We start from the raw sequence: 19376 nt of genomic DNA on the forward strand, positions 1-19376 counted from the left end.
TTTCACTAAATCGCTGAAGAACTCGCCGTCGCAATGATGAGCGCCATCGAAGCCCGCAAAGCAGTCATCTGCATGCTCCGGTTGATAGACGAGCGCTCTTGGTGCGTCGGGAGGGCCGATCACCATCCGCTCACACGAGGAGGGCGCGCTCACCGCCAATGTCCCCTATCCGCACTGGCGCCGGCGCACGCGCTAGCCGCGGTCTGCGGTTCAGCGCTTGTATTCCGGCTCGCTGCGATCGAGCGTGCGCTTCACGGACTCCAGATGGAGCCGGGCCGATTCCGGGTCTCCTTCGCGCATTTGCCGGTACGCCGCTTCGGCGATCTCAGGTGCGACGGCAAGGACTTCACGTCCGGTCGACAGCGCGAGCGTCTGCACTTCGCAGGCGCGCTCGAGATAGTAGAGATCGTCCCAGGCCTCGGCGATATTGGGTGCGCAGACCATCACGCCGTGGTGCTTCATGAAGACGATGTCGGCATCGCCGATCGCGGCTGCGATGCGATCGCCTTCGCGGGCGTCGAGCGCCAGGCCGTTATAGTTGCGGTCGACGGCCGTGCGTCCATAGAATTTCAAGGCGGTCTGCCCGGCAAAGATCAGGGGATCGCCCTCCGTCATCGAAAGGGCGGTGGCATAAGGCATATGGGTGTGGAATGCCGCCTTGGCGCGGGGAATGTTCTTGTGAATCCTGGCGTGGATGTAAAAAGCGGTGGCCTCAGGCTGTCCGCTGCCCGACACCACATTGCCGTGAAAGTCGCAGATCAACAGCATCGATGCCGTCAGTTCGGCGAAAGCGTAGCCGTAAGGGTTGACGATGAACAGGTCGTCATAGCCTGGAACGACGACCGAGAAGTGGTTGCAGATCCCTTCCTCCATGCCGAGCCTTGCCGCCATCCGGAAGCAGGCCGCAAGATCGATGCGGGCCTGCCAGATGTCGTCCGTATCAAGTTTCGGCTGGTTGGGGCCGCCGGCGGGCGAGGGGGCTGTATTGAGGGAGTGCGCCATGGGGGTCGTTTCAGATTGGTGTCGAAGGAGAGGGCTATGTTCTGGATTACCCCCGGATCAGCCTCGCATCAAGCCGGCTGGAGGCAAACATGGTTCGCTTCATTTGCAAATCCGCATTGGCGCTCGGCGCACGCGTGAGACGCGGCCTGCGGCCGGCTCGCGACAGTCTGACCGTCGATTGCGCAATCTGACACGCCGCTGCCCTGCCTCACATCGGCGGCATTCCCTCGAATTTTTGCGCAGCCGGATCGGTCTTGTCCCAGGCAAGGCCACGCGCGGTGTAGGTCACCATCTGCGGCTGATACCGGCCTGGCTCGTCGAGGCTTGCGGCATGAATGGTGAAGAAATCAGGCATGTAGGAGAAGGTCATGTAGACCGGCGAGCCGCAGGCGGGGCAGAAGCCGCGCGTCTTGACGTTGCCGTTGTCGGCGACCATCTGCCAATGCGTCGCCTGGCCTTCCAGCTTCACCGCCTGCCGGCTCGGGAAGGTCAGATAGGATCCGTGCCCGGTGCCGCTTGAAGACTGACAGTCGCGGCATTGGCAGTCGTTCATCGCGATCGGGTCGGCTGTGATTTCATAGTGGATCGCACCGCAGGCGCATCCGCCGGTGTAGGGCTTGCTCATGTCTCTCTCCTGATAAAACGCCGTATTGGCGACGGCGGCCCGCCTCAGTCCTTCACGTCGGCAATGGCGCCGATGTTCTTCACGACCTTCTTCCAGCCTTCGCCCATCTTCTCGAAGGCGGTTTCATTTTTCGGCAGCACGAAGCCGGAATGGATGAGGCGCAGCCGCGTGCCGTTTTCGGCCTTGGACAGGATGAAGGTGACGACGGTGTCGAGCGGGGAGCCGTAGCCGACATTCCCCTCATGTCCGCCCTTCCAGGCATAGGTGAGACGCTCATTCGGCGTCACCTCCAGCACCTGGCAGTGAATGGTGCCGTCCCAGGCGCCGGCCGGCGTCGTCTGGTAGGTAAAGTGTTTGCCTTCGATGGGCTCGAATCCGGTAGGAATCATCAGCCAGCGGCCCATCAGATCGGCCGTCGTCAGCGTTTTCCAGAGCGTCTCCGGCCGATGCGGAAAAACCTCGTCGACCACGATCTCCTGCGTGTCATGTTTCAATGCGGCGTCGTTCATGGATCGATTTCCTTCAGCAATGTTCTGAGATTGGCAAAGCGGTCGCGCCAGAAGGTGCCGTAATGGCTCATCCAGTCGACAAGCGGCTCCAGGCCTTCCGGCTCGACGCGGTAATAGACCTTCCGGCCTTCGGGGCGCTCAGTGACGAGGCCCGCCTGTTTCAGCGCCTTGAGATGCTGCGAAATCGCGCCCTGCGTGACGCTGCTTGCCCGCGTCAGTTCGACGACGGTGATCTCCTCGGAGTCGACGATATGTTCAAACACGGCCCGCCGCGTGGGATCGGCAAGGGCGCGCATGACGGCGGTGATGGAGGCGGCTTCGGTCATGATGAAATCAATAGCGTATGCTAATTGATGAGTCAATGCTAATTGTTTGGTGGCGGCGCGTTCGCACAATTCTCGCCGTACGTCGCTGTATTTTCTGCAGAGTTCGCCCCTTGCTCCGTCTTCCTCGGGCTTGACCCGAGGATCCACGTCGGCCTTCACCAGCCGCGGGCATGGATCCCAGGCTTGAGGCCTGGGATGACGGAGGGTAGGGCGCGTTTCCGCCAAATTGCCGGCGACAGGCTCAGAGATCGGCCTTAGTTCGAGAGATAGTTTTGAAGGAATGTGCGAACGCTGCGGATGGACTTTCCTGCGGCGTCCGGATTGTATTTTTCGATATGACCCAACACCTTCCTTCCCACCTTGAACTCCGGGGCATCGAAATCGTGGTAGGTACCCTTGTAGACATTGAGCTCGATCGGCGGGCTCTCGTCACTCAGATTGGCAAGCCTCTTCCGGCATCGGTCGGCCGGGCTCCAATTGTCTCGTTCGCCAGTCAAAATCAGGATCGGCACCGTCGCATCGCCCTGAGTTGCCGCGCAACGGGGATAGTAGGCAACCGCCGCCTGGAATTTGTGGTCCATCAGCTGTTCGTTGCCTTCGATTTTTGTTCCCTCCAGCGTCACCGTGCCGCCCGTTGAAAAACCCATCAGGGCAACGCGCCTGGCATCGACGAAGCTTTGTTTCGATAAAAAATTCAAAGCGCCATAGGCGTCGAAGACGCGATCGGGGAGATGGCTTTGACACGCGTCCTTGACGTTGCGGGTGGTGAAGCTATCGACGACGAGCACGACGTAGCCCCATGATACCAGTCGTTTCGGCCAAAGCTCCTTGACGCTCAAACGCATGCCCTCGCATCCATGCAGGACGACGACCGCCGGGAAGGGGCCATCACCCCGGGGGCGGGATAGATATCCCAGCAGGGGCGTACCCTGCGGTTGAGAAAGAATTTCTCCCTGTTCCCTGGCCTTGCTTATTCGAAATGGGCTTAGCTCTACGGGCGCGCTTTCGAAGTGAACCAGTTCCTCGGCATCAGCTGGGTTTCCAGCGAACGTGGCGCTGAGAAAAGCGACGAGGCAAAGAAAAAGTCTCGTGGTTTTCACCGAACTTCTCCACCGTTTGATGAACAGCCGGCGTATTGTACGCCGGAGCTGAAGGCTCGCAAAGCAGGCGAGGGGTTTTGCCGCCGATTGGGTCGGGTTGGGTTGATTCAAAGCAGTACGCAATCTGCGATCAAAAGCCCTTGATCACCCCCTGGGCCATCCGTTATGACTACCGTAAATCCAAGCTGCGAAATTTGAATCCAGAGGTGATGTCGACCGAGTCGGCGCCGCCCAATGTCATGCTTGCGTCGATAATAGCGACCAGTGTCACTGAGCCACCACCATGGATTTGCCACGGAGCTTACCCTTGCTCCGTCCTCCTCGGGCTTGACCCGAGGATCTACCTTGGCCTCCACCAGCAGCGGGCATGGATCCTCGGCTCAAGGCCGAGGATGACGGAGGGTGGGGAGCGCGGCTTGCCAAAATTGCCGAAGAGCGGATGGCATTCTGGCGCCCACTTGGTCGGGCAGGCTCGATTTCGAACTGACGTGAGACTCACGATTAGCCGTTGATCACCCCCCGGCAAATCAGTTAGGACTACCGTAAATCCAAGCTGCGAAATTTGAATCCAAAGGTGGTGGCAACTAAATCGATGCCGGCCAATTCTTATTGAGTCGATAACAGCGGCCAGCGTCACTGTGTCACCATCTCGGGGTTGCCACAAGGCTCACCCCTTGCTCCGTCCTCCTCGGGCTTGACCCGAGGATCCACGCCGGCCTCCATCGGCAGCGGGCATGGATCCCAGGCTCAAGGCCTGGGATGACGGAGAGTGGGGATGCGTTTCCGGCAAACTCGCCGGGGCGCACAAATTGCTCCGCAACCCATGATTAGCCGTTGATCACCCCCCGGCAAATCAGTTAAGACTACCGTAAATCCAAGCTGCGAAATTTGAATCCAGAAGGTGATGTCGACCATTTCGGCGCCGCCTCCGAGCGGTCTGTCTGTCACCGTCCGGCCAGCTTCCCCAGATCATCGTTGATCCCCCATCCTCTTCCGCCTGACCGCTCATGTTCGATCACATCGGGATCGGGCCGGGTAGCGCTCGCCTCTTCCAAGGAGAACTGCAATGGACCCTTCGATTGCTCCGGCCTCGCGGGCGGCAGTGGTGACGCCGAACGATACTGCCATTGTCGGTGCGCGCGCGCTTTATATCGGCACGGCGGGCGATGTTGCCATTGCGCCGCGGCGCGACATGGATCCGGTCATCTTCAGAAACGTGCCGGCTGGGACGATCCTGCCGGTTCATGCCGCTATCGTGGCGCTGACCGGGACCACGGCCTCCAACATCGTCGCGCTGTTCTAGAGTTCCCGAAGGCCGGGCCATATGGGCAGACCGATCAAGTTCACCCAGGCGATTGCCGACAGGATTTGCGAGCGCATTGCCGAGAGGGAAAGCCTGCGGTCGATCTGCCGGGATGAAGAGATGCCGGCCATGTCGAGCGTGCTCTCCTGGCTCGCCGATAAGAACAAGGCAGCGTTTCGGGTCAAGTACGCACTGGCGCGCGAGATCCAGGCGGATGGTTTCGTCGACGAGATGGTCGAGATTGCCGATGACCGCGCAGACGACTGGATCGAAAAGAAGAACGCCGCCGGCGAGACCACCGGCTGGCAGGAAAATGGCGAGGCCATAAGGCGTTCGCAGCTTCGCATCGCCACCCGCCAATGGGTCGCCGAGAAGCTGAGGCCGAAGAAATACGGTTCCAAGGTCGAGCCCGACCGTGGCGTCGTCACGAGCGAAGTTTCGCAGTTGCTGGAAGATATCAATGGCAAGACGCGCGGACTTCCAAACGGCGGTTGACCAGTTTTCCGACTGGCGCTGGCGTCTGAACAACCTCTATTGGATCACCGACAAATCGGGCAGACGCGTCAGGTTCGAGATGAACTGGACGCAGATGACCTTTTTCGAGCAGATGCATTATCTCAACGTGCTGCTGAAGGCCCGCCAGCTCGGTCTGACGACCTTCATTCAGATCTTCATGCTCGATGCCTGCGTCTTCAACCGGGATATCAGGGCCGGCACGATCGCCCATACGCTGGGCGACGTGCAGACGATTTTCCGCGACAAGATCAAATATCCCTATGACAATCTGCCTGATGGTATCCGCAACGCCGTGCCTGTCGTCAGGGCCAACCAGACCGAACTGCTGCTGGGCAATAATTCGAGCATCCGTGTCGGCACCTCGCTGCGCTCGGGTACGCTGCAATATCTGCATATTTCCGAATATGGGAAGCTTTGCGCGAAATATCCTGACAAGGCGAGAGAAGTCCGCACCGGTGCTTTGAATACGGTACAGGCCGGCCAGCTGGTCTTCGTCGAAAGCACGGCGGAAGGGCAGGAAGGGCATTTCTACACGCTCTGCGAAGATGGTCAGGTCAAGCAGCGCCAGGCGGCGAAACTGACCGAACTGGACTTCAAGTTCCATTTCTTCCCCTGGTGGAAGGAGCCGCAATATGCGATCGCGCCTGAAGGCGTCATCGTCACCGACGCTTTCGCAAAGTATTTCCGCAACCTGGCCGACCAGGGCATCGCGCTAACGGACCGGCAGAAGGCCTGGTATGTCAAGAAGGCCGAAACCCAGCTCGGCGACATGAAGCGCGAATATCCCTCGACACCGGCAGAAGCTTTCGAGGCGAGCGTCGAGGGGGCCTATTACGCCGACCAGATGGCGGTGGCCGATGCCGAAGAGCGGATCGGGGTCTTCCCGCATGTCGAAGGTTATCCCGTCCACACCATTTCCGACATCGGCATGGATGACACCAACAGCGTCTGGCTGTTTCAGGTGCTGCCCGGCCGTGTGCGGATGATCGGCTATTTCGAGCATACCGGCACCGGCATGGACGGCATGCTCGACGAGCTGGAGCGGCGCGGCGCCGAGCACGGCTATGTCTACGGCGTCCACAACATGCCGCACGATATCAAGGTTCGGGAATGGACGCGCGGCGGCATGACCCGCATCGAAGTGATGCTGAGAGAAGTCAAGGCCCGCGGCCTCGGCACCGTCCGCAAGATCGAGCGCGCCTATGTCCACGACCGGATCAACGGCACCAGGCGCATTCTGGCAAAGATCGAGTTCGACCAGGCCGGCTGCATCCAGGGCATCAAGTGCCTCAGGAACTACCGCAAGGACTGGGACGAGGATTTGAGCGTCTTCCGCGACGCGCCGCTGCACAATTGGGCTTCGCACGGTGCGGACGCTTTCGGCGGCCTCGCCATCATCTTCACCGGCTTGGCGCCCGAACCGCTGAAGCCGGAACCCAAGCGACTGCCGACGTTACAGACGACGACGTTCAACGACTTCGTCGCAGCAACCCCTGCATATAGCGAGCGAGTTTGATGGAAGACGAAACGACGGCTTTGGAGGGCGGGCAGCAATGGGACCTGGCAAAGGTCGGCGCCCGGTGGCAGCAGGAGCTCGAACGTGCTCAGCGCTATTTTCGCTCTTGGCATGACCGCTGCGTCAAGATCGAGAAGATCTATCTCGACCAGCAATCCGACCAGACGAATGCGGCCAAGCGTCGGTTTCCGATGCTTTGGGCCAACACCTCGGTGCTGCAGCCGGCGGTCTATGCCCGGGTGCCGCAGCCCGTCGTCGAGCGCCGCTTCAAGGACGCCCAGCCGGTGGCGCGCATGGCCTCCGAGCTCGTCGAACGCAATCTCGCCTATATGGGCGACGAAGCCGATATCGATTCCATCATGCGGGCGGTGCGCGATGATTTCCTGCTCTGCGCACGCGGCACGGTATGGCTGCGCTACGAGGCCGATTTCGAGCCGCTCGACATGGGCGTCCAACCCTCCGACGCGCCGGCGAATGGTAGATTTCCCGAGGGTCTCCCCACCGGCCTGCCGGGCGGCATGGGCGAGGATGGCGGAGCGCCGCCCGAGGCGATCAGCGACGAACGTGTCTGCATCGATTATGTGCACTGGTCCGATTTCCTGCATTCGCCGGCGCGGCGCTGGAAGGATGTGACATGGGTGGCGCGGCGCGTGCCGATGACCGACGAGGAGATGGAGAAGCGCTTCGGCCCTGACGCCATGTCATCGCTCCAGGCGCAAGGTGCCGGCAGCAACAAGGGCAGCAATCAGACGGAGCGCGCCGAAAACGAGGGCAAGACCCATGTGTGGGAAGTCTGGTGCAAGAGCGAAAACTATACCGTCTGGATTGCCGATGGCGCGCCGGTGGCGCTCGAAGTGTCGGAGCCGCCGCTCGATCTCACGCATTTCTGGCCGTGCCCGCGCCCGGCCTATGGCACGATGTCGACCAGCTCGCTGATCCCGGTTCCCGACTATGTCTATTATCAGCAGCAATGCGACGAGATCGATCTCCTGACCAAGCGCGTCAACAAGTTGACTGATCAGTTGCGCCTGAAAGTGTTCTACCCTTCCGGCGATGGCGCGATTTCGCCGGCGATCGAAAAGGCGATGCGGCCGGAAAACGACACGGTGATGGTGCCGATCCCGGAATGGGCGGCCTTTACCGACAAGGGCGGCTCGAAGGCGATCGTGACGCTGCCGATCGACGAGGTGCAGAAGGTGATCATCGCCTGCATCCAGGCCCGCAAGCAGCTGATCGAGGACGTCTATCAGATCACCGGCATTTCGGATATCGTCCGCGGCGATACCCAGGCGTCCGAGACGGCGACGGCGCAGCGCATCAAGAGCCAGTGGGGCTCTATTCGCATCCGCGACCGCCAGGCCGAGCTTGCCCGCTTCGCCCGCGACATCATCCGCCTTGCCGGCGAAATCATCTGCGACCAGTTCCAGCCGGAAACGCTGATGCTCGTCAGCGGCATCAAGCTGCCGACCATGGCCGAGAAGCAGCAGGTCCAAATGCAGATGCAGCAGATGGAGATGGCGGCGCAGCAGGCCGCGGCGCGCGCCGAGCAGATGGGTCAACCGGCTCCGCCGCCGCCTCAGATGCCGCCGCAGCTTCAAGAGATGATGCAGCAGCCGACGATCGATGAGGTCGTGCAGCTCCTGCGCAACGACAGCATTCGCGGCTTCCAGATCGACATCGAAACGGATTCGACGATCGAGCCCGACGAAGATGCCGAAAAGCAGCGCCGCATGGAATTCGTGCAGATGATTGGCGGCTTCCTGCAGCAGGCCGGCGCCATGGCGCAGCAGAACCCGATACTGGTGCCTGTGATGGTCGAGACGCTGCTCTTTGCCGCCCGCGGCTTCAGAGCCGGCCGCCAGCTCGAAAGCACGCTGGAACAGGTCGGCGCCCAACTCTCCGAGGCGGCGACAGCGCCAAAACCGCCGCCGGAGCCGCCAGCCGAGCAGATGATCAAGCTGAAAACGGCTGAAGTGAAGGCCGGCGCGGAACAGCGCAAAGCCGAGCTTGGCGTCGCCCAGGCCGAGATCGAGCATCGTGCCATAGTTGAGCAGGCGCGCGGCGAGGCGGCGGCGCAGGCGCTGCAGCAGTTCCAGGCGCAGCAGCCCGCCTACCAATGATTGGGGTTGAAGCATGAGAGAACGCTATTGCCGCGTCTGCGGCGGCTGGCACCAGCTCGACAAGTGGCCGCACAACTGCATGCCGGTAAAGAGCCCGGCGCAGTCCGATCTGCCAGCGCCGCATTTCGTCAGCGACAGTATCGATATCCAGTCGATGCATGACGGCAGGCATTACACCTCGAAAGCCAAGCTGCGCTCGGCCTATCGAGCGGCCGGCGTAGTCGAGATCGGCAACGAAAAGCCGCAGCCGATCGAAAAGCCGAAGACGGATCGCAACGAGATCCGCAAGGAGCTGCGGCGGGTTTACGCCGAATACAACGCCTAGAGCCAAGGCTCTAACCTTTTGTTTTTACGCAATTCCGGACGGTAAACCGCTTCGCACTTTTCCTGGAATTGCTCTAACGGGCATCAACCCCCGACAAAGGAAGTTTCCGACATGGACATGGAAGACCTGAACGAGGCCGGCAACGGCAGCGAAGATTTTGGCGCGTTCGACGACAAGCCCCTGAATGATAGGCCGGTCAGCATCCGCGACAGCCTGAAGGCGGCGATCGACACCGTCGAAGACAATGCACCGGGCGATATTGCCGGCCAGCCGCGCGACGGGGAAAACGGCCGCTTCCTGGCCAAGGGGCAGGAGCAAGCCGCACCGGCGAGGGCAGGGCAGGCGCCCGCGGCAAACGCCGCTCAGCAGACGCCGCAAGCACAGGCCGAGATGCAGACCCGGGAACAGCCCGCAACCATCGGCAGCCGGGTTCCGCCCGGCTGGTCGGCGGAAGCCAAGGCGCAATTCGCAACCCTTCCCGGAGAAGTGCAGGCGGCCATCACCAAGCGGGAACAGGAGGTCGATAACGGCTTCCGCGTCCTGCAGGATTACAAGGGGCTCGAGGAGTTCACGCCGCTCATCCGCCAGGCCGGCATGACCCATGCCGATGTCATGCGCCGGGCGATCGACTGGGAAAAGGCGCTCATCCACGATCCCGTCAACACCGTCGTTCACGTCGCCAGGATGGCCGGGGTCAATCTTCACGCCCTGGTCAATGGCCAGATGGAACAGGTCCTGCAGCGGAGTTCGCAGCAGGCCGGACCACAGCCCGGACTACAGCAAGGAGGACCGCAGCCGCGACACGTCAATGTCGAGGCGACGGTCGAACATGTTTTGCGGAAAAGGGACACCGAAACTCAAGTCGATGCCTTCCTTTCCGACCCGGCAAATGCGCACGCCGATGACGTGCTTGATGACATGATTGCCCTTATCAATGCAGGGCGGGCATCGTCGCTTCAGGACGCCTACGACGCCGCATGCTGGATGCGCCCGGACATTCGCCGGCAGCTGATCAGCCAGACTGCGCAGGCACCCGTCCGAGAACAGCAAGCCCAGAGGGCAGCAGCGGCAGATCAAGCCCGCCGCGCCTCGCGATCCATCTCTGGATCTTCCGCGCCGGGCCCGACCCGCGATGCGGCAAGAGGCCAGCCCACCTCAATCCGAGACTCGCTGCGCGACGCCATGCGTTTTTCGCGCGGTCAAGTCTGATCAAAGGAATGATCGATGCCCATCTCGCCCAACCTTTCTGAAATCGTCACCACGACGCTGCGCAACCGCAGCGGCACGGTCGCAGACGACGTGACGAAGAACAACGGTCTTCTCACCCGTCTGAACAGCCGCGGCCGCAAGAAGCCCATCTCCGGCGGCCGCACCATCGTTCAGGAACTGCAGTACCAGGAAAACTCGACCTTCAAGCGCTATTCCGGCTACGATATTTTGAATGTGCAGCCCTCCGACGTCATCACCGCCGCCGAATACGACCTCAAGCAGGCCGCGGTTGCCGTCTCCATGTCCGGCCTCGAACAGCTGCAGAATTCCGGCGAGGATGCGATCCTCGACCTGCTCGAGCAGCGCATCGAAAACGCCGAAACGACGCTGAAGAACAACATCGCGCTCGACTGCTATTCCGATGGCACGGCCGATGGCGGACGTCAGATCGGCGGGTTGCAGCTGTTGATCTCGACCTCGCCGACATCAGGCACCGTCGGCGGCATCTCGCGCGCCACCTGGGGCTTCTGGCGCAACCAGAAATTCTCGGCCTCGGCCGATGGTGGTGCCGCCGCCTCGAATGCCAACATCCAGAGCTACATGAACCGGCTCTACATGTCCTGCGTTCGCGGCTCCGACGCGCCTGACCTTGTCGTCGCCGACAACAACTTCTTCCGACTCTACTGGGAATCGCTGCAGGCGATCCAGCGCATCACCTCGGCGGACAAGGGCATGGCCGGCTTCCAGTCGCTCCAGTACATGGGCGCCGACGTGATCTTCGACGGCGGCTTCGGCGGCGGCGCGCCGCTCAACCAGATGTTCTTTCTGAACACCAAGTACCTGTTCTATCGCCCGCACCGCGACCGTGACATGGCACCGATCGGCGACGAGCGCATGAACACCAACCAGGATGCCTTCGTGCAGCTCATGGGCTTCGCCGGCAACCTCACCATGAACAACGCCTTCCTGCAGGGCGTGCTGTTCGCCTGATCGTCAACGAAAGGAAAAGCAAATGTCGATCGCAACAATCCAGTCCGATCGTCTTGGCGCGAACCCGTTCGTCGTCGAAGGCCCGATCGTTTCCGGCTCCGGTATTCCGGGCCCGAATTTCTCCCTCGGCGCTGTCGCCGGCGGGGACCGCGAATCCGAATGGGTCTATTGCCAGCTGGTGCTGGCCTCGCAGACGACCCTTCAGCCTGGCCAGTGGTTCCAGTGGACCAGGGATTATGTCGCCTCGCTGTTGACCACGGCGGCTGCCGTCGTCGGCCAGCGCTGCGGTGTCTTCTCCGGTGCTGCCCAGCCTCCGACGCTGACCGGCGGGCCGGTCGGTGCCATCACCCTTGCGCCCGGCACCTATTACGTCTGGCTGCAGCGTAATGGCCAGGCGCCGGCATTGGTCGCAACCGCAACGGCGGCCCTCGTCGTTGCCGAAACCACCACCACGGCAGGCCAGGCGAGCGCCCCGGCATCCGCCACGGCAACCACCAAGGCCATCGCCAACGTCAACTTCGCTGCGGCCAACCAGACGTTCACGGCCACCACGGTCAACGGCTCCAACCTGCTGACGAGCCTTTCCGGGCTGAATGCCGGTTCCGGCCCGTTCATCGGTGCGGCTGTATCGGGCACCGGTATAGCAGGCGGAACGACCATCGCCGGCATCACCTACAACCCGAACGGCGTCGTCCAGAGCATCACCCTCTCGGCCAACGCCACCGCCAATGGCTCGGGCATTGCGGTCACGGCGACCGGCGTGCTCGAGGCGACGCTGATGCGTCCGTTCCTGTCGAAGGTGAATTAAGCCACGTCAACCAACGGGCGCTGCGGCGCCCGTTCTTCATTCCCCCCGCTATCAACAGCGAGACACGCACCATGCCCGACAGCAGCACCGGAATTTATGCCTCCTTCAGCCTCGAACCGGTCGAACAGACCTTTCTGACGGAGAAGGAGGGCCGGCCGATTTTCGCCGACAAGGAATTCGTCCGCATCTTCATCTCCGGCGACAAACACACCGAAGTCTATCGCGAGGTGACCGACAACGACAAACAGCGCTTTTCCGACGCCTATAAGCGTTTCAAGGAAGGGGCGGCCGCCCGCGAGCAGCTGACCGGCACGCCTCTGGCGCAATGGCCCTATCTGAAGCCCAGCCAGATCAAGGAGCTGGAGGCGGTCAATATCTATACCGTCGAGCAGCTCGCTGCCCTTTCCGACACCGTCAAGCAGAAGGTGGGCATGGGCGCCAACGAGCTTGTCGCCGCCGCCCGAGCCTATCTCGCCACCGCTGAAAACTCCAGCGCTGCCTCGGCCTTTGCCGCCGAAAACGAGCGGCTCAAGGACGAGGTGACGCGGCTGCAGGAGCAGATGAAGGAGATGGCCTCGCGCTTCGAGGCGCTGGAAAGCGAACGTCAAACCGGGACCAAGTCCCGCGGCCACGTCGCCGCCTGAACCGGAGATCCGCGCATGTCGCTCCTGACCATCATTCAGAATGTCTGCGCGGAAATCGACCTCGATCCGCCGACGGCCGTCATGTCCTCGGCGGATCCGCAGATCATGCAGCTGCGCATCCTCTCCACCCGCGCCGGCCGCGACCTGATGCGCCAGCATGACTGGTCGGCGCTGATGGTGCAGCGGCAATTCGCAACGACGGGCGCCAACCCGGAGCCGGCCGAGCCGCCCGCTGACTGGGACCGCTTCGCCGCCAATTCGAAGATCTGGAATGCCTCGCGCCTCTGGCAGCTGAATGGCCCGGTGGAGCCGCAGACCTGGCAGCGCAACAGGATCATCAATTCGAACCCGGTGCCTGAGATCTGGCGCATGGCCGGCGGCAAGCTCGATATCCATCCGAACGCTGCCGGCGAGACGATGGCTTATGAGTATATTTCCGGCTTCTGGGTGGCGCTGAATGGCGAGGCGACCTATGCGGCGAATTGGGCGAACGATACCGATATGGCGCGTTTCCCCGAAGACCTTCTCGAACTCTCGCTGATCTGGCGCTGGAAGCGGGCCAAGGGCCTCGACTATGGCGAGGAGATCGCCAGTTTCGAGCGATCCAAGGAAGCCGCGATCGGCGCCGATCGGGCGGCAGCGCCCGTTGACCTCTCGCTGCCGGCGAGGGGGCAGGCGCCTGAAAATTACTGGCCCGGCACGATCACGGTGTCCAACCCATGACCCGCAGACCTGTCCCTCAAAACGGCCGCACCGGCCGCGTTTCACCAGGCAAAGACTGGATCGCGCCGATCGGCGGCTGGCGAACCGACGTCGAGATGGCCGATATGCCTGCCGATGCGGCGTTTCAGCTCGACAACTTCTTTCCCGAGGCAAACCGGGTGCGCGCCCGCTATGGTTACCTCGCCTTCGCCGCCGGCCTTGGCGCCGACGTGCAGACGGTCATTCCTTATTCGGGCGTCGGCAACAGGCTGTTTGCCGCGGCCGGCGACAAGATCTTCGATGTGACGGCGGGCGGCGCCGTCGGTGTGCCCGTCGTCTCCGGCATGGCAAGCGCCCATTGGTCGGTGCAGCAATATACCAACCCGGCCGGCCAGGAGTTTCTGCGCCTGGTCAACGGCCTCGACACGCCGCTGCTCTTCAACGGCACTGCCTGGACGAACAATTTTCTGGTGGGCACGGCAACGCTCGCCACCCAGAACGTCGCCATCAGGAACACACCCTATACGCTGAGTTTCTTCGGCACCGGCTCCGTCACTCTTTCCGGCGCCTTCACCGGCACGCTTGATGGAACGGGCGTCGCCAACCGGGTGTCGCTGACCTTCACGCCGGCGGCCGGCACGCTCGTCGTCACCGTCTCTGGAACGGTCACCAACGCACAGCTGGAGACGGGCGCGGTCGCGACCTCTTACGTTCCCTCGACGATGATATCAGGCATTCCGGACGCCTCGCTGCTGATCGCCGTCACTGCCTATCGCTCGCGCCTGTGGTTCATCGAGAAGAATTCGACCAATGTCTGGTATCTCGCCACCGATGCCGTCAGCGGCGCGGCGACGGTTCTGCCGGTCGGCGGCAACATGAAGTATGGCGGCACGCTGATTGCCATCAACGTCTGGACCATTCCGGTTTCGACAGGCCTGCAGCAGTGCCTTGTGCTGATCTCCTCGGAAGGCGAGGTGATCGTCTTCCAGGGCTCCGATCCCTCGAATGCTGCCAATTGGGGGCTGATCGGCACCTTCAAACTCGGCCGGCCGCTCGGTACCGATCGATGCCTGCTGTCAGTCGGCGCAGATCTGGCGATCATGACGACTGATGGCATCGTGCCGATCACCAAGGCCGTGCAGCTTGACCGGGGTGCGACCAGCCTCGGGGCGATCACCGCCAAGATCGGCCCGACCTGGCGCGAGACCGTTGCGGCGACCGGCACGACCTCTGAGGAGTGGCAGCTTTCGAGCTTCCCGGCGCGGCAGATGGCGATCGTCAACCTGCCGTCCTCCTTCGGCCCCTATCAATATGTGATGAACACCGAAACCGGAGCCTGGTGCCGCTTCGTCGGCATGCCCGCCTCCTGCTGGACGACATGGCAGGACCGGCTGTTTTTCGGGGCGGGCGACGGCACGGTTTATGAGGCCGAAGTCGGCGCCAACGACAATGGCGTGGCGATCGATGCGCTGATGGTCGGCGCCTGGAGTCGCTATGGCGACGGCCTCTCGACCAAGCTCTCGAAGCTGATCGGGGTGACGGCGCAGATCGGGGTTTCCACGCTGATGTATGCCGGGATCTCGGTCGACTATCAGACCAAGATCCCGACGGCACTTCTGTCGTCGATCGAAAACAATACGGCGGCGAAGTGGGGAACGGCGGTCTGGGGTGTCGCGAAATTTCCGGGCATTTCGCTTGTCCGCAAATTCGCCTCCGCCGGTGGAGCAGGGTCAGCCCTGGCGCCGACGATCCGCGCGCTGATCTCGGGCTCGTCCGGCTCCGTCTCGGAAGCGGCCGTCGTCGGCGGCTCCGTGCTTTACGAAAAGGGCGCGCCGATTTGATCGTCTGCGAACCGCGCGAGGAGATCGCGGCCTGGGTCGGGGCAAGGATCGGCGTGAGCTTCCATCCGCCTTACACGACGCTTGCCCATATCGACCGCGGCCGGATCATCGCCGGCTTCGTCTTCAACGTCTGGACCGAGCATGATGTCGAGGTTTCGCTGGCCGCCGACCGGCTGACGCTGACGCTGATGCGATCGGTCTTCCACTATGTCGTGCATCAGCTCGGCTGCCGCCGCGCAACCGCAAGAACCCGCGCCGACAATGCCGGAGCCCAGAAGGTTCTGGCACGGCTCGGCGCACGCCTGGAAGGCCGCCAGCAGGCCTATTTCGGCGACTGCGACGCGCTGCTTTACGCAATCATGAAAGAGGATTTTCCCTATGGTCTCCACGCCGAAGGCCCCAAAGGCGCCTGATCCGACACAGACCGCAGCGGCACAGACGGCCACCAACGTCGACACCGCCATCGCCAATGCGGGGCTCAGCCACACCAATCAGTACACGCCGGATGGTTCGCTGGAATACAAGGTCAGCGGCTACCAGACGATGACCGACCAGAACGGCAAGACCTATCGGCTGCCGACCTATTCGGCCTATCAGACCTATTCGCCCGAGAACCAGGCGATCTATGACCAGACACAGCAGACGCAGCTCGGCCTTGCCAGGCTCGCCAACGACCAGACCGGCAAGATTTCGGGCATTCTCGGCACCAATGTCGATCTCAGCGCCGGCAATGTCGACAAATATGTCAACGATCACTGGCAGTCCGGCTTCAACAACCAGTGGGAGCGCGATCGGGCGAGCCTCGACCAGAGCCTTGCCGACAAGGGCATCTCGATGGGCTCGGCCGCCTATGACAACGCGCTGCGCGATTTTTCGACGCGCAAGCAGGCTGCATCCGACCAGTATCTCGGCGACATGTATTCGAGTGCTCAGAATTCGATCCTGACCGAGCGGAACCAGCCGCTGAACGAAATCTCGGCGCTGATGTCGGGCTCGCAGGTCCACCAGCCGAGCTACGTCAACACACCGACGACCCAGCTGCCGACGGTCGACCAGGCAGGCCTCATCAATGAGAACTTCAACCAGAAGATGGGTCTCTATGACCGGCAGGTCGCCCAGTCGAACGCGGCGATGGGCGGCCTCTTCGGCCTCGGCGGCTCGCTGCTCGGCGGCTGGGCCAAGTCCGACCGGCGGCTGAAGGAAGACATCAAACGCGTCGGCACGCTGGATAACGGCCTGCCGGTCTACGCCTTCCGCTACAAGCACGGCGGCCCGACGCAGATCGGCCTGATGTCCGACGATGTGCGCGAGCTCCATCCGGACGCCGTGTTCGAACATGCCGACGGTTTCGACCGCGTAGACTACGAGAGGGCGGTGGGCTGATGGCATATATCTTCGGCGGCGATACCGGCAAGACACAGGTCGACATCAGCGACCAGCGCAAGCGGCTGGCCTACGCCATGCTGCAGCAGGGCATGGATATGAGTCCCATCCAGTCGCCATGGCAGGGCGCGGCGCGGCTGGCGCAGGCACTGATGGGTGGGCTGGAGATCAGGCAGCAGAATGAGGAGCAGCAGGTAGGTACGACTCCCGCCGCGCCGACGGGCGCGCCTTCAACTCCGCCGGCGAAGTCTCCCGGCTTCCTGTCGTCGGTCTTCGGCGGCAAGCGCAATGCTCCATGAACAAGCGTAGGTATCCACGATCGCCCGCGGCCACCAGTCCCGCCTAGACCCATTCTATAGCCGGAGAAACCCCTTCTGAGAGGGCTCCGGACCCGGCAGGGTTGCAGTAACCTCCGCCGTTCCTGCGCAATTGGCTCGTCCTCGCGCCTCAGGCAGACGTCCGGAAAACTGTCTTCCGCAAGCCTTTATTCCAACCCGATTACTACAAGTCTACAGGAGGCTTCGATGTCAAACTATAATGGAACGCCCGTTGCCGCATCGCAGAAGACGTCGCGCCTTGGGGCTGCCCCCCATGCGGGGCAGTCGGGTGACGTCTCGATCAATAATGTCGTGCGCTCTATCGGCCGCGGTGTGCTCGGGGTAGGTCCCTACCTCGACGAGATGAACGCGGCGACGAATGCGGCGATAGCTCCAGCCATAAATCCGTTGCTGCCTACCAGCTGGAGGCTACCGGGCGACACATATGAAGAGCGATATAATACCTCGCTTGCGATGCAGCGCGGAATGGATGAGGCGTTTGATGAGCAACACCCTTATATCTCCGAAGGACTGCAGGGCGTTGGAGAGGTGGCCTCTACCCTTGCCTTGCAAAGGAGTGCGCCAGGCATCGGCAACGTCGTGCTTGGCAATGTTGGGAAGGGACTGCCCGCTCGCATTGCTGCAACCATTGCCTCAAATCTCGGAGCGGGTGCTGTTGAAGGTTTCGGGGAGGGGGAAGGTGGTCTAGGGAATCGAACCGAGCAGGCCATTCACAACGCAGTCGTGGACGCTTTGACCGGGCTCGGTATGATGCCGGTGGAAGCCGGTGCCGAAGCTGGTCGTAAAGCCGGCGCCAAGGCTCTTACGCGCGCGCTTCTTAAAGTACGCAGTCGTTAGAAACGACGCGATTTGACCGCTGACGCTGGACGCGTTTTTTGCAGCGGTGTGAAGGAGATCCCGCAACAATGTCGTGAGGAATGTCCGATAAGCTCGCGGTGTCTCGGGACTACCTTGTCCAGGGAGGCGCGAGGCTCGAATCAGCCACCCTCGAAGGCGATTTGAATCGGTATGGCGACCAGCAGCAATGTTGCGAGCGTGACCATGAAACCAAACGCACCGCCCAAGAGGCAGTTGATGATGCTGAAGAAGATTCCCTCGCCATTCGCCCGCGCCTGCTTCCATCCCCGGATCGGCAGCAGGAACACCGCGAATGGCGCCCTGGCAAGGATGTGGGCGGCGTATTTCAGAATAGCCGGGAAATCGTCTCGAAGCCGGTTGGTCGAAGGTTCGGAGTGCCGGAAGGCGCGAAGCGAATTCCAGCGTCCGATGAAAAAGCAGATCGGCCCCGCCGTGAAAGCGCCGGCGAGAAACATGGTCAGCTCGATCGGAAACTGATCAACCACCCACCTGGCGGGACCTGTCCTGAGTGGAGACCATGAGGCAAGCGTCACGACAGCGATGAGCATCGCGGCGATCTTGATCGCTCTGTGGGACGGTTGGTTCGGCTCGTGATCACTCTGCATGCCGCAACCGATACTATACGATTCGAGGCCTCGCAATTCGCGGAGCCTTTTTCTTTGGAGAAGGTCAATGCCCAGAAACCCATCAACCGGCGTCTATTCCAAGCCCGCCGGAACGACACCTTCCGTCGGCCAGGTCATCGACCCCGTGCCGTGGAACGCGCTGACCACCGACCTCGGCAACGAAATCACCAACTCGCTGCCGCGCGACGGCTCGGCGCCGATGGTCGCGCCGGATAAACAGGCCTTTGTGCGACCCGGAAATAGGAGACCAATGGAAACGCGGCGAACGCTGAGCCAGATTTGCCTCCTCGCAAAACGAGGCCAGATATCGCCGGCTAAACCTTCCTCGATATTGCCTGTTGGTTCGACGTTTTAAACCTCATCGCGATGGCGGCGATATCAAGAAAGGCAAAGGCAGCAATCAAAGGTATATTTTTGACGCCGAAAATCTTCGTCAAGGAACTCTTCCAGCCGGAACGGGCCTGCACAGCTCCTTGGAAGGAGTAAATCCAGATCAATGGAGCGGGAATGACCTTGCCCCGTTGAAATAATCCATTTTGAAGTAAGCTCTGGCCCATTGAGAGGACCAGAGGATGAAGCGCAATCGTTTCACAGACGAACAGATCATCGGCATATTGAAGGAGCACGAGGCAGGC

Annotated in this window: 21 protein-coding genes and 1 pseudogene; 15 read left to right on the forward strand and 7 right to left on the reverse strand. The window is 61.8% G+C overall.

From position 1 onward, the window contains the following. Nucleotides 1–210: 210 nt before the first annotated feature. From GFM02_RS33805 to GFM02_RS33825, 5 genes are all read right to left on the reverse strand, one after another. Nucleotides 211–1002: an aldolase gene (locus GFM02_RS33805; protein ID WP_168324123.1), complete on the reverse strand. Its 792-nt coding sequence runs from the start codon at nucleotides 1000–1002 to the stop codon at nucleotides 211–213. Nucleotides 1003–1210: 208 nt separating this feature from the next. Beyond that, entirely contained in the window at nucleotides 1211–1627 is a 417-nt protein-coding gene (locus GFM02_RS33810; protein WP_168324124.1) for a GFA family protein, read from the reverse strand. Nucleotides 1628–1671: 44 nt separating this feature from the next. After that, nucleotides 1672–2136 carry an SRPBCC family protein gene (locus GFM02_RS33815; protein WP_168324125.1) on the reverse strand — a complete coding sequence of 155 codons (465 nt, stop codon included), beginning with the start codon at nucleotides 2134–2136 and terminating at the stop codon, nucleotides 1672–1674. Then, the gene (locus GFM02_RS33820; RefSeq protein WP_168272338.1) at nucleotides 2133–2462 is read right to left on the reverse strand and encodes an ArsR/SmtB family transcription factor; all 330 of its coding nucleotides are present in this window, start codon (nucleotides 2460–2462) and stop codon (nucleotides 2133–2135) included. Before GFM02_RS33820 ends, GFM02_RS33815 begins: the two co-directional genes overlap by 4 nt. A gap of 254 nt (nucleotides 2463–2716) precedes the next feature. Beyond that, the gene (locus GFM02_RS33825) at nucleotides 2717–3562 is read right to left on the reverse strand and encodes a dienelactone hydrolase family protein (protein WP_348644015.1); all 846 of its coding nucleotides are present in this window, start codon (nucleotides 3560–3562) and stop codon (nucleotides 2717–2719) included. A gap of 1066 nt (nucleotides 3563–4628) precedes the next feature. On the opposite strand from GFM02_RS33825, the gene GFM02_RS33830 reads away from it, so the two are divergent. The 15 genes from GFM02_RS33830 (at nucleotide 4629) to GFM02_RS33900 (ending at nucleotide 18094) form a co-directional block, all read left to right on the forward strand. Then, on the forward strand, nucleotides 4629–4865 hold the full coding sequence (locus tag GFM02_RS33830; RefSeq protein WP_003546281.1) for a spike base protein, RCAP_Rcc01079 family: 237 nt from the start codon (nucleotides 4629–4631) through the stop codon (nucleotides 4863–4865). 21 nt (nucleotides 4866–4886) lie between these two features. Continuing rightward, entirely contained in the window at nucleotides 4887–5360 is a 474-nt protein-coding gene (locus GFM02_RS33835; protein ID WP_168272340.1) for a terminase small subunit protein, read from the forward strand. Continuing rightward, nucleotides 5326–6897 (forward strand): terminase, encoded by a 1572-nt coding sequence (locus GFM02_RS33840; protein WP_168324126.1) that lies wholly within the window; start codon nucleotides 5326–5328, stop codon nucleotides 6895–6897. Before GFM02_RS33835 ends, GFM02_RS33840 begins: the two co-directional genes overlap by 35 nt. Further along, nucleotides 6897–9017, forward strand: coding sequence for a hypothetical protein (locus GFM02_RS33845; protein WP_168324127.1), 2121 nt, complete (start codon nucleotides 6897–6899; stop codon nucleotides 9015–9017). Before GFM02_RS33840 ends, GFM02_RS33845 begins: the two co-directional genes overlap by 1 nt. A 13-nt stretch (nucleotides 9018–9030) precedes the next feature. Next, nucleotides 9031–9342: a hypothetical protein gene (locus GFM02_RS33850; RefSeq protein WP_020048999.1), complete on the forward strand. Its 312-nt coding sequence runs from the start codon at nucleotides 9031–9033 to the stop codon at nucleotides 9340–9342. A 111-nt stretch (nucleotides 9343–9453) separates the two neighbouring features. After that, entirely contained in the window at nucleotides 9454–10551 is a 1098-nt protein-coding gene (locus GFM02_RS33855; protein WP_168324128.1) for a hypothetical protein, read from the forward strand. A gap of 15 nt (nucleotides 10552–10566) precedes the next feature. Continuing rightward, the gene (locus GFM02_RS33860) at nucleotides 10567–11541 is read left to right on the forward strand and encodes a phage major capsid protein (RefSeq protein WP_017990701.1); all 975 of its coding nucleotides are present in this window, start codon (nucleotides 10567–10569) and stop codon (nucleotides 11539–11541) included. A gap of 22 nt (nucleotides 11542–11563) precedes the next feature. Next, a complete protein-coding gene (locus tag GFM02_RS33865) occupies nucleotides 11564–12349 on the forward strand; it encodes a hypothetical protein (RefSeq protein ID WP_168324129.1) in 786 nt (261 codons plus the stop codon). 71 nt (nucleotides 12350–12420) lie between these two features. Next, a complete protein-coding gene (locus GFM02_RS33870) occupies nucleotides 12421–12993 on the forward strand; it encodes a hypothetical protein (RefSeq protein ID WP_168324130.1) in 573 nt (190 codons plus the stop codon). A 15-nt stretch (nucleotides 12994–13008) separates the two neighbouring features. Then, complete coding sequence (locus GFM02_RS33875) at nucleotides 13009–13716, forward strand: hypothetical protein (protein WP_168324131.1); 708 nt, start codon at nucleotides 13009–13011, stop codon at nucleotides 13714–13716. Beyond that, a complete protein-coding gene (locus GFM02_RS33880; protein WP_168324132.1) occupies nucleotides 13713–15536 on the forward strand; it encodes a hypothetical protein in 1824 nt (607 codons plus the stop codon). Before GFM02_RS33875 ends, GFM02_RS33880 begins: the two co-directional genes overlap by 4 nt. Beyond that, complete coding sequence (locus tag GFM02_RS33885; RefSeq protein WP_168324133.1) at nucleotides 15533–15949, forward strand: GNAT family N-acetyltransferase; 417 nt, start codon at nucleotides 15533–15535, stop codon at nucleotides 15947–15949. The genes GFM02_RS33880 and GFM02_RS33885 overlap by 4 nt, the downstream gene beginning before the upstream one ends. Continuing rightward, on the forward strand, nucleotides 15915–16919 hold the full coding sequence (locus GFM02_RS33890; RefSeq protein WP_168324134.1) for a tail fiber domain-containing protein: 1005 nt from the start codon (nucleotides 15915–15917) through the stop codon (nucleotides 16917–16919). The genes GFM02_RS33885 and GFM02_RS33890 overlap by 35 nt, the downstream gene beginning before the upstream one ends. After that, the gene (locus GFM02_RS33895; protein ID WP_205930587.1) at nucleotides 16919–17218 is read left to right on the forward strand and encodes a hypothetical protein; all 300 of its coding nucleotides are present in this window, start codon (nucleotides 16919–16921) and stop codon (nucleotides 17216–17218) included. The genes GFM02_RS33890 and GFM02_RS33895 overlap by 1 nt, the downstream gene beginning before the upstream one ends. A 225-nt stretch (nucleotides 17219–17443) precedes the next feature. Next, nucleotides 17444–18094 (forward strand): hypothetical protein, encoded by a 651-nt coding sequence (locus tag GFM02_RS33900; RefSeq protein ID WP_168324135.1) that lies wholly within the window; start codon nucleotides 17444–17446, stop codon nucleotides 18092–18094. Between the two features lie 140 nt (nucleotides 18095–18234). Here the strand turns inward: GFM02_RS33900 and GFM02_RS35380 are convergent, their stop codons facing one another. After that, nucleotides 18235–18720 carry a hypothetical protein gene (locus tag GFM02_RS35380; protein WP_246764342.1) on the reverse strand — a complete coding sequence of 162 codons (486 nt, stop codon included), beginning with the start codon at nucleotides 18718–18720 and terminating at the stop codon, nucleotides 18235–18237. A gap of 335 nt (nucleotides 18721–19055) precedes the next feature. After that, nucleotides 19056–19376: pseudogene (locus GFM02_RS34870) on the reverse strand (hypothetical protein); the annotation flags it as partial.

The organism is Rhizobium leguminosarum bv. viciae (assembly GCF_012276115.1).
GTDB lineage: Bacteria > Pseudomonadota > Alphaproteobacteria > Rhizobiales > Rhizobiaceae > Rhizobium > Rhizobium leguminosarum_T.